The organism is Faecalibacterium sp. 9 (genome assembly GCF_048320955.1).
In the GTDB taxonomy this organism is placed as follows: Bacteria; Bacillota; Clostridia; order Oscillospirales; family Ruminococcaceae; genus Faecalibacterium; species Faecalibacterium wellingii.
This window is the reverse complement of sequence record NZ_JBLWGB010000002.1, coordinates 163904-179365: the sequence shown is the minus strand read 5'-3', so window position 1 is coordinate 179365 and position 15462 is coordinate 163904. Positions and strand designations below refer to the sequence as shown.

At 55.2% G+C, this 15462-nt stretch carries 8 protein-coding genes, 1 tRNA gene and 1 pseudogene; 5 read left to right on the top strand and 5 right to left on the bottom strand.

The window, feature by feature from the left end; all coding sequences use genetic code 11:
- Positions 1–98: 98 nt before the first annotated feature.
- A complete protein-coding gene (locus ACKXF9_RS09385; protein ID WP_339395645.1) occupies positions 99–1106 on the bottom strand; it encodes a helix-turn-helix transcriptional regulator in 1008 nt (335 codons plus the stop codon).
- A gap of 296 nt (positions 1107–1402) precedes the next feature.
- Here ACKXF9_RS09385 and ACKXF9_RS09380 point away from each other — a divergent pair, with 296 nt between their 5' ends.
- From ACKXF9_RS09380 to ACKXF9_RS09360, 5 genes are all read left to right on the top strand, one after another.
- A complete protein-coding gene (locus ACKXF9_RS09380; RefSeq protein WP_418265996.1) occupies positions 1403–3097 on the top strand; it encodes a dynamin family protein in 1695 nt (564 codons plus the stop codon).
- Between the two features lie 6 nt (positions 3098–3103).
- Positions 3104–5308 carry a dynamin family protein gene (locus ACKXF9_RS09375; RefSeq protein WP_418265995.1) on the top strand — a complete coding sequence of 735 codons (2205 nt, stop codon included), beginning with the start codon at positions 3104–3106 and terminating at the stop codon, positions 5306–5308.
- Positions 5309–5355: 47 nt separating this feature from the next.
- Positions 5356–6621 (top strand): dynamin family protein, encoded by a 1266-nt coding sequence (locus tag ACKXF9_RS09370; protein WP_418265994.1) that lies wholly within the window; start codon positions 5356–5358, stop codon positions 6619–6621.
- On the top strand, positions 6614–9124 hold the full coding sequence (locus tag ACKXF9_RS09365; protein ID WP_418265993.1) for a CFI-box-CTERM domain-containing protein: 2511 nt from the start codon (positions 6614–6616) through the stop codon (positions 9122–9124). Before ACKXF9_RS09370 ends, ACKXF9_RS09365 begins: the two co-directional genes overlap by 8 nt.
- A 154-nt stretch (positions 9125–9278) precedes the next feature.
- On the top strand, positions 9279–9722 hold the full coding sequence (locus ACKXF9_RS09360) for an AAA family ATPase (protein ID WP_418265992.1): 444 nt from the start codon (positions 9279–9281) through the stop codon (positions 9720–9722).
- 86 nt (positions 9723–9808) lie between these two features.
- On the opposite strand, the pseudogene ACKXF9_RS09355 reads toward ACKXF9_RS09360, so the two are convergent.
- The 4 genes and pseudogenes from ACKXF9_RS09355 to uvrB all read right to left on the bottom strand — a co-directional run.
- Positions 9809–9940, bottom strand: a pseudogene (locus tag ACKXF9_RS09355) (DUF6061 family protein); the annotation flags it as partial.
- A gap of 243 nt (positions 9941–10183) precedes the next feature.
- Positions 10184–10261: transfer RNA gene (locus ACKXF9_RS09350), tRNA-Pro, on the bottom strand.
- Positions 10262–10396: 135 nt separating this feature from the next.
- Complete coding sequence (gene uvrA, locus ACKXF9_RS09345) at positions 10397–13261, bottom strand: excinuclease ABC subunit UvrA (RefSeq protein ID WP_418265991.1); 2865 nt, start codon at positions 13259–13261, stop codon at positions 10397–10399.
- Entirely contained in the window at positions 13248–15305 is a 2058-nt protein-coding gene (uvrB, locus tag ACKXF9_RS09340) for an excinuclease ABC subunit UvrB (protein WP_339395855.1), read from the bottom strand. The genes uvrA and uvrB overlap by 14 nt, the downstream gene beginning before the upstream one ends.
- Between the last annotated feature and the right edge of the window lie 157 nt (positions 15306–15462).

Genomic DNA, 15462 nt, shown 5'->3' with positions numbered 1-15462 from the left:
TCTGTTCACCTGAAATGACAATTTTGTCATCTTTGCTTTTTGTCTACGACCTGCAAACCAGTGTTGTTGCTGTTGCGTGAAAAGCGGATTGCCCTGTTTCAGGGCTGGTATCGTTCCAGCATGGCCGTCAGCACACGGAACATCTCTTCCCGTAGAGTCTGCGGTGCAAGCACCTCGACTCGATTCCCTTGACTGAGCAGCCACATCACGATGCCGTTGCCGTAAATCTCGGCCTCGACAAGATACCCATTTGCATCCTGTGAGACGATTTTTGCCGTGGGCAGGCGGTCAAGGATAGCTTCCACGCTGCTGCCCGTGTAGCGCAGCCGGATGCTTTGCAGCCGCCCCGGATACATGAACTGCACCCGTTTGCGGAACTCGCCCTCCTGAAACCGGCTGGCATACGGCAGCGAAAACGTCTGCTCCATAATTTTATAGTCCGCAATGCGGTCGATGCGAAAAATGGCCGGGTAATCGTACTTGCGGGTATACTTTCCATCGTTTTCTTTCGTGATGTAGGCATTCAGATAGAAATAATACTCCGAAAACAGGATAGACACCGGCTCCACAATGCGCTCCACCGCAGATGCCGCGTCTGCGCCCTGCCGCTGATAGCGGATACGCATCAGATGATGCTGCTGGATATCGCACCCAATCTCCCACAGCTTATCCTGAATGCCTACCGGATGGGTCAGCTCCACATAATGAAACAGCTCATTGGACACCAGTGCAGAAACCAGCTTGATATTTTCCAGCGGAACGCAGCCTGCCACCAGCTTGTTTAGAATGCCCGACATTTCTTCTTTGGTAAAGGCTCTGCTTTCCAGTAAAATTTTGCTGACTGCCAGGATTTCACTGTTGGTCATCAGCGGCGAGGGACTGCCCACCAGCCGGAAGCCCTTTTGCTGCCGGTCATAAATGATCTGCCGGTTCTCTCCTTTTGCTATGTTACGTTCGGCAAGAAATGCCCGGATGTCATCAATGTCCCGCTGGACAGAACGCTCGTCAATGCCAAACCGGAGTGCTTCTTTGACTTTGGTCAGCGTCCTGCCTGCACATAACTGCTCATAAAGGTCTAAAATTCGTTCGTTTTTGGAATAGCCCATTGTTCAGCCCCCACTTCCTGTGTTCAGTATACGAAAAATCTGTTTAAAATGCAATTCGATTATATTATTGAAGAATGACAGATTCTGTCGTTTTTATTTTGTATACTGGACCTGCATCCAGCAGAAACCGCTTACGTACAGATTTGCGGCTCGCCCTATGGTATTTTTATGCAATTTATGTTATAATCGCACTATGAATTTCACAAATCTCGTCTGATTTTTGCGAATTTCGGCAACGCCATGCCGGATGCCGGGCCGTTCAGAAGCGACAGTATCCAAGAAGAAGGAGAAAAACAATGGTAGATCGTAAAAAGTTTGACCATGCACTTGCGATGCGCCAGCAGTTGGAAGCACATTATCCGGACCGGAATTTTCAGGACGCATTTCAGCTGTCCGAAGAGCTGCGAGATCATTTTGAAATCAAGCTGCTTGTGGTGGGGCATTTCAGTGCCGGCAAAAGTGCCCTGCTGAACGCACTGCTGCAGCGGCCAGCTTTTCTCAAGGAGGCCCAGCAGCCGCAGACTGCGCTTGCCACCGAGCTGGTCTATGACACCACCGAGCAGGCCTTTGCCTACCGGAAGGACGGCTCCTGCGAGGAGTTGCAGGCTGGCAAGGAATATCTTCCGGAGGAGTACAGCCATCTGGAATACCATGTGAATGCCCCTGCGCTGGCACGCATTGCGGACTATACCATCGTGGATACCCCGGGGTTCGATTCCGGCATCGAGGCCCATGCGCAGGCCCTGTCGAACTACATCGGGGTCGGCTCAGCCTATCTAGTAGTCGTTGATCAGGAGAAGGGCGGTCTGGACGAAACCACCCTGCAGTTCATCCGGGAGATCTCGCATTATAGCAATCAGATTGCTGTTGTCCTTAACAAGTGCGACAAAATCACCCCGGATACCGTGGAGCAGATCGTATCCGCCGCACAGGGAACTCTGGAAATGTGGGGCTTCCCGTACAAAGTCTATCCCATCTCTGCCCGGGCAGAGGATTGCTGTACCCAGCTGGAATCCATTCTCGGACAGTTCCATGCACAGAAAGCCTTCGACCGTATCATGACCCGGCAGCTGCGCATCGATCTGGAAAACACAGAAAAACTGTTGCAGATCGAGCAGCGCAAACTCAGTCTGGACACCCACGATTTGGACGAAAGCCTCCGCAATTTTGAGCGCAGCAAGAAACAGCTCGCGGACGCGTTTGACCAGAAAACACAGCAGGCACAGGACAAGCTCGATTCCCAGACCGAGACCACCCTAGCCTCGGTTCGGCAAGCGCTGACCGCCCATGCCGACACCATTTCCACCGCCTTGCTGAACGGCAACCAGACCGCTGTGAAGGCCATCATTCTGGAAACCATTCGGCCGGTGCTCGTGGCATCCATGAAAAACATCGTATCCGGCCAGATCGATGCTATCACTGCGGAGCTGCAGTTTGACCAGCTCGTCCACAACGATATGGACGCGGAGGATCTTGTAACGATGACCACCAACCTCGCCTCCAACCTGAAGAGCCTGATCGACAGCGGCACCTTTACCCCCGCTCCCCAATCCGGGCTGGGCAAGCACAAAAAGGATGACCGCAACAATACCCTTTACCACGCCATCACCGGCGTTGTGGCCGCTGCCACCGACGCCATCGCACCCTGGCTGGAAGTCATCATCATCCTGCTGCCGGACATCATCCACCTGCTGGAGGGGCTGTTTGCAGAGAAGGACGAGGACATCGTCAAACGAAATTTTATCAACAATGTGATTCCGCAGATCTGCAACAAGCTCTACCCGCAGATCCGCACCAACATTGAGACCAGCACCCGGGAAGTGCAGGCCGCCTACAAGTCGATGCTGGACGAGAAGCTGGAGCAGCTGCAGAACAGCATTGCATCCGTCAAGGAGCAGAAGGCGCAGAAAGTCGAAACTTTTGCCGCCTATCAGGGGTACATCGCAGAAGACATTGCAGCAATCCAGAAGATGCTGCAGCAGTTGAGGTAACGAATTATGGGATTTGATCCAGCAAAAGCAAATGCGTATCTTCAGCAGGCCCGGCAGATAGAACAGACCCTGAGCGAACATCAGGAGTTGTTCGACGAGGGCAAGTTCCTTGATTTTCAGTCCGTCACCACAACGCTGGAAACTGAGATCCAGCGCGCCCAGCAGGATGCCCGCAAGCTGAGCATCGGTATCGTGGGTGCCATGAAGGCCGGAAAATCCTCCTTTCTGAACGCCTGTATCTTTGGCGGCAGGGACGTTCTGCCCAAGGCGGCCACCCCCATGACCGCCGCCCTGACCCGCATCCGCTATTCCGAGACACCGCAGGCAACAGTGCATTTCTATGAGCGGAAGGACTGGGAAAAAATCGAGGACAACGCGCAGAAATACGAGGAGCAACTGAACACTAAATACAGCAACTATTGCAAAATCTATGACAGGTCCCACGCGGACAGCACAGAGGGCGTGTGCTCCAAGCAAGTGTTTGAGCGCACACTCTTCCAGCAGGATGTCTCCGAGGTGCTGAAAAGCGCCAAAGAGCTGACCCAGATGGTCGGCTCGAACTCTGCCATCCTGGAACATCTGGGGGATGCGGACGTGCTGGACGGTGACATCATGGCCAAGCTGCAGGATTACGTTGGCGCACGCGGCCGGTTCACACCCATCGTGAACTATGTCGAGCTGGAAGTGAATCTCCCTGAGCTGGAGGATCTGGAGATCGTGGATACCCCGGGCCTGAATGACCCTATCGTCTCCCGCAGCTATGCCACACGGCAGTTTCTGCGCGCCTGCGACGTCGTGATCCTGCTGTCCCCGTGCAGCCAGTTCATGGACGCCAACACGGTCGGCCTGATGGCCAACGGTCTGCCGGACAACGGCGTGCGGAAGGTAATCGTGGTTGGCAGCAAACTGGATTCCGGCCTGCTGAACGAGCCGAAAGGCAGTTTTGCTGTTGCCTCTCAACACGCACTGAACAGTTACAAGGGTCAGTTCCGTAACACCATGCAGCAGGCCATGCGTAACAATCCCCGCCGGGCCGGCATCATGGAAAAGATCAGCGAAAGCGATTTGCTGTTCGTCTCCTCCACCTGCTCTTCCATGGCCCGCAAGCAGAAGCAGCATCAGCCGCTGAGTCCGGCAGAGAACCTTGTTTTGCAGAATCTGCACAGCAACTTCCCGGACTTTGACGAGACTCTGCTGTCATCCATCGGCGGCATCAACAAGGTCCTGAAGACGCTGGAAGCCGTGCGACAGCAGAAGGCAGAAATCATCCATGGCAAAAACAATACCCTGCTGGAAACCGCACAGATAAACCATCTGCGCGCACTGGATAAGATCCAGCAGGAGCTGTCCTCCAGCCGCACCACCCTGAAAAATTCTACCTCTGAGCAGCTCCTGCAGCGTACCGAAGCGATTCAACAGGTCATGGAGTCCTCCCGCGGCAAGCTGATGTATATTTTTGACGGTGCTGCCATCGGCTGCAAAAACAAAGTCAACCAGCTGCTACCGCAGCTCACACTGGAACAGCAGAACCACCAGCGGCTGGACGTGCAGACCAGTTCCGAGGAACATCACGGTGTCGAAGGCACAGGCCTTTTCGGTTTAATAAAAGAGCACTACTCCTATACGGTCACGAACAACCGGGTTGATGTTTCGGAGGTCGTGACCAACCTTGAGCACCACGCCTCCACCTGCCAGAACACGATCAATCAGGAATTCCAGTATGTCTTCAACCGGGAGCAGCTCTCCCACCGCATTGTCGAGGTGGTTCTGGATGCTTTCCGGAAGAGCGACATGGAGTTTGACGAGGACGACATCCGGCTGCCGCTCCAGAATGTGCTGAACGAGCTTTCCAGTCCGGAGATCCGGTTCGACTACACAACCTACATCGACAAGGTCGAAAGTCAGTTTCCTTCCGGCTATGCGGAAAACGATGACATCCACAAGCTGAAATCTCTTCAGACCCGACTGCTGAACGAAATTGACCAAGACATGGGCCAGCAGTTGACCGCCGCGCTGCAGATGGCCGCCAACATGCTGAACAAGCAGGCCGTAACCTTTGCCGACCGGATTCAGGAGCTGCTCTGCGGCGAGCTGGAAAAGCTTCAGGGGCAGATTCAGGAGCGCGAGACCTACCTTGCTGCCTATCAGCAGTTTGACAAAACGATCCAGCAGATGAAAAAACAGCTGGCACAGACCGACAGCTCCCACTGACGGGTTTTGTTCCCCGCCTGCGGAAACCATAAGAAAGGTGTGACACCGTGCCATTTATTATTGACGAAGACGAGCCCGACCTGAGCACGCTTTTTCAGGGTGTAAAAGTGCCCGAACCCAACATGTACATTTCCGACAGCAGTCAGGCCGTCCGGTTGCTGTCGGAGCTGATCCGCAACGAAAAGCAGCCGCCCGTCCACCGAATCAAGTCCATGGTGGCGCAACTGTTTGCCTTGTTTTCAGAGATTTCGCTGGACAACGAGCTGGAACTGTACGAGCAATTCCTGAACCTGTGTGCCCGGCTGACCGAGATTCAGAAGATCCGGAAACTCCAGAATAAGGCTGTGGTCAGCTTCGGCGGCAAATTCAGTGCCGGAAAGTCCCGCTTCATCAACGCCATTTCCGGCATTCAAGACTTGCTCCCGGTTGACCAGAAACCCACCACCTCTGTTCCCACCTACATCATCAAAGCCGACCATGATACGCTTTCTGCCAACAGCATCTACGGCTATAGCACCCCGCTGACCACGCAGTCCATGGGCGCGTTGACCCACGAATTCTACGATACATATGGCATCGGGTTTTCGGCTTTTCTGGACTGCATCATTGCAGAATCCAGTTCGTTCATTCTGCCGGAAGGGATCGCCTTGCTGGACACGCCGGGCTATACGAAATACGATGAGAAGAGCCTTTCCAAGATGACTCTCTCTGACCGACAGCGCGCCTTTGAACAGCTCCGCGCTTCCGATTATCTGATCTGGCTGGTGGATATCGACAACGGCGGGTTGACTCAGGATGACCTCGATTTTCTGGCCTCGCTGCATTTTCAGACCAAAGTTCTGGTTGTTTTCACCAAAGCCGATCTGAAACCGGAGCATGAAATCCGTGAAATTTTGAATCTTGCCCGGCAGACAATGGTCCGGACTGCCATCCCATGCTTCGGGGTCACGGCCTATTCCTCTAATCAGAACCAAGAGTACTGCGGTAATCTGATCCCGGTGTTCTTCCAGTATGTCCTGCAGGATTCCGTGCGCAGCAATGATCTGTTCACTGCGTTCCAGAAACTGGAAGACCAGCTGCGCCAGAACCTTGTCCGTGCTATCGACACAACCGGGCACACAGCGCGGGACTTGTTTGGGGGTATCACCCGCTCCCGGCAGGTGATGCAGATCCGCTCGTTGGTGGAGCTGTGGGGCAGAACACAGCAAAAGTACACGCAGTTAAGGAAGCTGCTCAAGCGCTATGATAATCTCGTGACACAGATAAATCATGAGATCGCAAGCTACATTCAGTCGGAGGATCAACATGGATAATACCACAGCCTATCTAGCCGTTCTGGCTCGGATCATGCAGGAGGAGCGCGCAGAGACCACTACCGGGTCGTGGGAGCACTACGAAAAGCTGTACGCTCTGGTCCATACCGACCTGACCACACAGCTCAAAGCCTCCCGCTATCCCGATGCGCCCGCCCTGCAAAAAAAGGCTGAGGGTCTGCTGGACGAGATGGAACCCCTGTACCTCTGCCCCGAGCTGGCCGGCACCGGTTGCCTGCTGATCTCGGACTACCACACCAACACTCTCTTTGAGCCTTTCCGGCGCGCATTCCTGCACTGGGCAGACATTGCCCCGCTGCTCCGGCTCCAGACACAGATTCCATTTCTGATCGTGGACAGCGAAGAGGATCAGCTGGAAGTTCTGAACTATGCCAACCGGCATGTTGCCCTGTCCCCCGACGAATATGAACTGCTCCTGACCGAAAGCGGCAAGAACCGCGTGGCTCTCAACAAGATCGTCCAAGTCTTTCTGCTGCGCACCCCGCTGGCGGTCAAAAACGTTTCGCTTATTTTCGATAACGTCTACCACCGGGCAGAGCAGCTGTTCGGGGGCGCGGTGAGCCGAAAGATCGCCTGTCTTAATTCCCGCGGATTCCAGACCGCTTCCAAGCGCGGACTGGATCATTTTGACGCGGTCACCTGTAAACCGGAGCTGGTTCCCGCACTGAAAGCCCACCCGGCACTCTGCCATTGTCCCCGCATGGACTGGGCGATGCTGGTTCCCTGTCTGGGCACCATCCACCCGATTCTGTACGGCTTCCAATACCGTTTTCAGGCACTCTTTACGCAGCTGGAATGCTATTATCTGCGCAGCAGCAATGAAATGCAGGAAATCGTCCGACAGATCACCGATGACATCGTGCGGCTGGGCGAGAAACAGAACGATGCCCTGCCGCAGCTCCGACAGTCGGCCAAAGAGGCCGGAGACCAGCTGAACAATGAGTGGAACGCCCTGCAGCCTGTTCTGGAAACGATTCACACCTGCCTGACGGAAAACGAAAAGGACCTGCGGGATCTCTCTTCCAGCGGGAAAGAGGTGCCCCGCCGTGTGTGGGATGCTGTGTTCGAGATTTTCTTTACCGAAGAGCGAGAAAAGACCCGTTTCGGGCAGAAGATCGAAGCCAGCCTGCGTACACTGGAATATCCGGAGCTTCCGCTGGTACAGGCCTACCTGAAAAAGAAGGCCGGAAAACCCGTCAGTGCTCCAGTCGTCACGGTAGGCCCCGGCGAGTGGGAAAAGGCCCGGATGCTGCTGGAACTTCAGAACCCGGACAGTCTGTCCCGCGCAACATTGCGCCAGTATGTGGATCTGTTGAAGCCGAACCGGCTTTCCTCTGGCCGGGAATATTACGCAAAAAGCCTGATTGCCACGTTCCCAGAAGACGTCACCTCGGCCCTGACCGAAAGCTTCCAGCGGGGATATCTGCCCGCCGGAGAAAAGCTGTTGCAGCTCTACAACTGCGCTTCCTCTTCCATTGATCTTTCCGTGCTGGTCAACGGTCTGCTGCCGGAAGCCTGCGTGGCAATGGCTCAACGGAGCACCCCGCGCTGTGTAACATACTCCGATCTGGCCGATCCGGGATTCACTTATTATAAGCTGGCCGCAGTCAAAGGATATCTACCCGCCATCCAGTTCATCGTGGACAAGCTGTATGATTCTGGTTTTTCCACCGCCAAGCGGATCGGCTCGACCAGCCTGACCGATGCTGCCAGAAAAAAATATGCAGAGAACGGAAAGGTTCTCTGTTCCCTGTGCCACTATCTCATCGAGGAACGCAGCCATCAGTCACTGCACAACAGCGAGATTCTTGGTGTGGTGCTGTTCTGCTTGGGCGAATCCTATTCCGAGGCCATGCGCCTGCTTTCCGGCATCGACACCGGCGTTTCTAATTTCTGCAAGGGATGTATGTACCATCACGGCTATGGTGTCGCCCAGAATACGGAGCAGGCCATACGCTATTATCAGCTGGCCGCCCTCAAAGGCTTCAAGAACCCATCCCTGCAGCCTTCCCTGCGTGCGTGCTATCAGGCAGATGCAAAAGAAAAAGAAGAACAGACTACCGCCTATCAGGAGGGAAACAGCTACAAACGCACAACGTCCAACTACCAGACTCACGACAGTGGCTGCTTTATCACAACGGCCACCTGTCGTGCACTGCACGCCGGGGATGACTGCCGCGAGCTGAACCTGCTGCGCTGGTTCCGGGACAACAAGCTGCAATCCACGCCACAGGGTGAAGCCATCGTCCGGGAATATTACCGCGTGGGGCCGCTGCTGGTGCAGGCCATCGATCGCACTCCGGATCCCGACGCACTGTATCAGTCCTTGTGGGAAGACTACATCCGCCCCAGCTGTACGGCACTGGAAAACCGTCAGTGGGAACCGGCCAAGCAAATCTATGTCCGGATGGTCAAGACTCTGTGCCTCCGGTTCGGGGTGGAAGTTCGCCCTCAGATCTGCGAAGCCTTGAAGGACTACTAAACCGCAAAACTCAACAAAAAGCCAAAGCAGGATGACAGAATCTGTCATCCTGCTTTGTTATACTGTGTTCAAACAAATGGAAAGGGGCGCGGAAGATGAAATCTTTGAATTATACAGGAATCGTCATTCGTCGCATCACGGAGGATAAATCGCCTTGAATCTCACAGTTTCGGTCAACCAGAAGCAGCTTCTGGATATTTTATTGAATGTCGGCCTCGTGCGCCCGGTCTTTATCTGGGGCGCACCCGGCGTCGGCAAATCTGCCATCGTGGAGCAGTTTGCCGAAGATATGGGGTTGCCCTGTGTTTCTCTGCTGGGCAGCCAACTTGCACCGGAAGATATCATTGGTGTGCCGCAGATCGTGGACGGGCGCAGTGTGTTTTGCCCGCCCCGGATGATCGCACGAGAAGAGCCTTATTGTCTGTTTCTGGATGAGTTGAACGCATGCTCGCAGGAAGTTCAGAAAGCGTTCTACTCCCTTATTCTGGAGCGACGCATCGGGGAATACCATCTGCCCAAAGGCTCCATATTGGTTGTGGGATGTTGGCTGTCAGGTTCCGGGCAAAGCGTCTGGAGCTTCAAAAGCTGGACAAGCTGATTTGGGACAGCATCCCTTCCGGTAAAAGTGCGCGAAATGCACCGCACCATTTTGCAGAACGGGCAAGTCTGGACTCCCTGCACTGTCTGCGCCATGGTCACATCCAGCGCATCCTCAACCCCGGTACAGTCAATTGAAATTTTACTCCCATCCCGGAGCAGCAGCTCCACGCAGCCGGTGTCCATGTTGAATTTGCAAACGCTTTCATCATACTTCATGTTCGTGTCCTCCTGAAATCATGTCGTAGCTTATATTGCCCAATCTATGATTTCGGATTTCATCTTCCACGGACACCTGCATGGAACTTGTCGGGGCAAAGCCCCTCCATCTGCTAACGCAGACCGTTCCGTCGCTTAAAAGCCCCACTGGGGCTTTCATTGCTTCGCAAACGCTAATTTTCCGAAGAAAACAAATAATCCGAACCTATCTCCTATCGGAAACAAGTTCGGATTATTTTTGTTTGGTCCGAGTGGCGAGAATCGAACTCACGGCCTCTTGAACCCCATTCAAGCGCGCTACCAAAACTGCGCTACACCCGGATATCGACCGCTGCTTCCCTACCGAAGCGTGGCGACATGAAATATTATACTCAGATGCAACAGTTTTGTCAACCGATTTTTGCAATTTTCTTTGCTTTTTTTGCAAAAAGTCTGATTTTTGCGAAAGTACGTGCTTTATTTATTTTGCTCTTTTTCTTGCAGGATCTTGTCTTTTTCCAAAAGTGGTTTCAGATACTGGCCGGTAAAGCTGCCCGGCACCTCTGCCACCTGTTCCGGCGTGCCCTCGGCCACGATTTCACCGCCTGCACTGCCGCCCTCAGGGCCAAGATCGATAATATGATCAGCGCACTTGATCAGATCCAGATTGTGCTCAATGACAATGACCGTGTTGCCCGCATCCACCAGCTTTTGCAGCACCTCGATCAGGCGGTGCACGTCCGCGATGTGCAGGCCGGTAGTAGGCTCGTCCAGAATATACACGGTCTTGCCGGTGCTGCGGCGGGCCAGCTCGTTTGCCAGCTTCACGCGCTGGGCTTCGCCGCCGGAAAGGGTGGTGGCGCTCTGGCCCAGTGTTACATAACCAAGCCCCACGTCCAGCAGGGTCTGCAGCTTGCGGGCGATCTTGGGCTGATTGGCAAAGAAGACCACCGCTTCCTCCACCGTCATGTTCAGCACATCGGAGATGGTCTTTTCCTTATACTTCACTTCCAGCGTTTCACGGTTGTAGCGTGCACCCTTGCACACTTCGCAGGGCACATACACATCCGGAAGAAAGTGCATTTCGATCTGTAGGATGCCGTTGCCCTCGCAGGCTTCACAACGGCCGCCCTTGACGTTGAAGCTGAAACGCCCCGGGCCGTAGCCGCGCATTTTGGCATCCTGCGTCTGGGAGAACACCGTGCGGATATCATTGAACACACCGGTATAAGTGGCAGGATTGGAGCGGGGCGTACGGCCGATCGGCTGCTGGTCGATGCCGATGACCTTATCCACAAATTCCAGCCCTTCTACCCCATCGCACTTGCCCGCGCGGGAACGGGCACCGTTCAGCTCGCAGGCAAGGGTCTTGTACAGGATCTCGTTGATCAGGCTGGACTTGCCAGAGCCGGAAATTCCGGTGACGCAGATAAACTCGCCCAGCGGGAATTTTACGTCGATGTTGCGCAGGTTGTTTTCCCGTGCGCCCTTCACGGTGAGGAAATTGCCGTTGCCGGTGCGGCGGGTCTGCGGCACGGCAATGCGCTTGCGTCCGGAGAGGTAATCGCCAGTGATGCTGCGCTTTGCTTTACAGATATCTTTGACAGAGCCCGCAGCCACGATCTCGCCGCCATGAACACCGGCCCCCGGGCCTACATCCACGATATAATCCGCGCTGCGCATGGTGTCCTCATCGTGCTCTACCACGATCACCGTATTGCCGAGGTCCCGCAGATTTTTCAGCGTAGCAATGAGCTTGTCATTATCACGCTGATGCAGACCGATGCTGGGCTCGTCCAGCACGTAGAGCACACCGGAAAGTGCACTGCCGATCTGGGTGGTCAGGCGGATGCGCTGGCTCTCGCCGCCGGAAAGGGTGCCTGCGGAACGGGCCAGCGTGAGGTAATCCAGACCCACGCTCTGTAAAAACTGCAGGCGGTTCCGGATCTCCTTCATGATCTGCCCGCCGATCTGCTTCTGTTTTTCGGTCAGGTGCGGCTCATTTTCTTTGATGAAGGCCAGCTCATCCCGGATGGACATTTCGCAGAAATCACTGATATTCTTATCCCCAATGGTCACGGCCAGAACTACCGGCTTCAGGCGCTTGCCGTGACAGTCCGGGCACTCCACGCCGGACATGAAACTGCCGATCTCCTCCTTCATCCACTCGCTGTTGGTCTCGCGGAAGCGGCGCTCCAGATTCTCCACGATGCCCTCGAAGGTATTATAATACACTCCGCTGCCGAACTCGTTGGTGCGGTGCATCTCAATTTTTTCGCCATTGGTGCCGTACAGCAAAGCATTGACGGCCTCAGTACTCATCTCTTTGATGGGCGTATCCAGCGTGAAGCCGTACTTTTTCCCAAGGCCCAGATAATACATTTCGGACACAGACCCTTCAGCATAGTACCAGCCGCTGGCCTTGATGGCTCCCTCCCGGATGGAAAGATTCCGGTTGGGCAGGATGCGCTCCTCGTCCACCCGCATAAAGGTACCAAGGCCGGTGCATTTTTCGCAGGCTCCCAGCGGGTTATTGAAGGAGAAGAGCCGCGGCGACAGGTCGCTGATGGAAATGCCGTGCTCCGGGCAGGCAAAGTTCTGACTGAAGGTCATGCACTCGCCGCCGATCACATCCACCTCGGCGATGCCGCCGGTAAGCGCCAGCGCAGTCTCCAGAGAATCGGCCAGACGGCCCCGGATGCCCTTGCGCAGGGCAAGACGGTCCACCACGATCTCCACTGTGTGCTTGATGTTTTTTTCCAGCCTGATCTCTTCGTCCAGATCATACATGTTTCCGTCAATTTTCACGCGGGCATAACCACCGCGGCGGGCGGCATCCAGCTCTTTCTGCTGGGTGCCCTTTCGCTGCCGTACCACCGGTGCCAGCACTTGAAATTTGGTACCTTCTTCCAGCTTGAGCACCGCATCCACCATTTCGTCCACAGTCTGCTGGCTGATCACCCGCCCGCACACCGGGCAGTGGGGCACGCCCACGCGGGCGTACAAAAGACGCAGATAATCATAGATTTCGGTCACAGTGCCCACCGTAGAGCGGGGGTTGTGGCTGGTGGTTTTCTGGTCGATGGAAATTGCCGGCGAAAGGCCGGTGATCTCGTCCACATCGGGCTTATCCATTCGGCCCAGAAACATGCGTGCGTAGCTGGAAAGGCTTTCCACATAGCGACGCTGACCATCGGCGTAGATGGTGTCAAAAGCAAGGCTCGACTTACCCGAACCGGAAAGTCCGGTCATGACGATCAGCTTTTCCCGTGGGAGGGTCAGATTTACATTTTTCAGGTTGTGCTCGCGTGCACCTCTGATGACGATCTTATCGTTTGCCAAGGTATTTTCTCCCTTTTCGTTGTGTCTGTGAATGGTTCTGTTTGCGCTCCGTCTCAGCGGCAGAGTCTACCGTCGGGTTCTCGCCGCGGCGCAGGCGGTCGATCTGGTCACGCAGGAAGGCTGCATGTTCAAATTCCAGCAGCTTCGCTGCCTCCTTCATCTCACGGGTCAGGCGCTCGATGGCGGCTTCCCGCTCCATCCTGCCCATGCGGCGGGTGTTCAGCTTAGCGTTCTCCGCTTTATCGCTGATCTCAATGCTGTCTGCAATGGCCTTGACGATGGTTTTGGGCACGATGCCGTGTTCCTGATTATAGGCCATCTGGATGGCGCGGCGGCGTTCGGTTTCGGTGATGGCACGGTCCATACTGTCGGTGACGACATCCGCGTACATGATCACAAGGCCCTCGGCGTTGCGGGCTGCGCGGCCAATGGTCTGGATCAGGCTGGTCTCACTGCGCAGGAAGCCCTCTTTATCCGCGTCCAGAATGGCCACAAGGCTCACCTCGGGCAGGTCCAGACCCTCGCGCAGCAGGTTGATGCCCACCACAACATCGATGCTGCCCAGCCGCAGATCCTTGATGATCTCCATCCGCTCGAAGGTGTCCACCTCATGGTGCATATACTTGACCTTGATCCCCTGCTCGGTGAGATAATCGGTCAGGTCTTCGGCCATTTTCTTAGTCAGGGTAGTCACAAGAACGCGCTCATGCCGCTGGATGCGGGTGTTGATCTCGCCCAGCAGATCCACCACCTGCCCTTCCACCGGACGCACCGAGATCAGCGGGTCCAGAAGGCCGGTGGGCCGGATGACCTGCTGCGCCACCTGCGTGCTGTTCTGACGCTCGTAGTCGCCGGGCGTAGCCGAAACAAAGATCATCTGGTTAAGCTTGGATTCCACTTCCTCAAACTTGAGCGGTCGGTTATCAAAGGCCGACGGCAGGCGGAAGCCATACTCCACCAGTGTTTTTTTGCGGGCGTAGTCTCCGCCGTACATGGCGCGCACCTGCGGCAGGGTCACATGGCTCTCATCCACAAACAGCAGAAAATCGTCCGGGAAATAATCCAGCAGGGTGGTGGGCATACTGCCCGGTTTTCGGCCGGAGAGCACTGCCGAATAGTTCTCAATGCCCTTGCACATGCCCACCTCGTTGAGCATTTCAATGTCGTAATTGGTGCGCTGAGCGATGCGCTGGGCTTCGATGAGTTTGCCCTCTGCGGTGAACTGCTTTACCTGCGCGTCACACTCGGCACGAATCTTTTCCAGCGCGGCGGCCTTCTTCTCGGCGCTGACGATGTAGTGGCTGGCCGGGAAGATGGCCACATGCTTGACCACATTCTGCTTGGCACCGGTAAGCGGATTGAACTCGGTGATGCGGTCGATCTCGTCCCCGAAAAACTCCACCCGGATGGCAAGCTCGCTCATATAGGCAAGGTAGATGTCCACGATGTCGCCGTGGACGCGGAACTTATTGCGCACAAAATTCACATCATTGCGTTCATATTGCAGTGTCACAAGCTTCTGGCACAGCGCATCGCGCTCCATCTGCATGCCGGGGCGCAGGCTGATGACCATGCTGCGGTAGTCGATAGGGTCGCCCAGCGAGTAGATGCAGGACACCGAAGCTACGATGATCACGTCCCGCCGCTCCGAAAGTGCCGCCGTGGCCGAGTGGCGCAGACGGTCGATCTCGTCATTGATGGCACTGTCCTTTTCGATATAGGTGTCGGTGCTGGGGATATAGGCTTCCGGCTGGTAGTAATCGTAGTAGCTGACGAAATACTCCACCGCATTGTTAGGGAAAAAGGAGCGGAACTCGGTGCACAACTGCGCCGCCAGTGTTTTATTGTGGGCCAGCACCAGCGTGGGGCGGTTGCATTTTGCGATCACATTTGCCATGGTAAAAGTCTTGCCGCTGCCAGTAACGCCCAGCAGGGTCTGGCAGCGGTCGCCGCGCTCCACGCCCTCCACCAGTGTTTCAATAGCCTGCGGCTGGTCGCCGGTGGGCTGGTAAGAGGATACCAGTTCAAATTTTTCGTCTGCCATCTTCCCTCTCCTCTCCGGCCCTTGCGCAAAGAACCACAATCAGTTGTATTTTACGTTTTGATTATAGCACAGCAGTTTTATAATGTAAACAGTTCTTTGTGAAAACCATCCTGACAGCTGTTAATTCGGCCGGCACATGATGAAAGCCGCTTCCCGT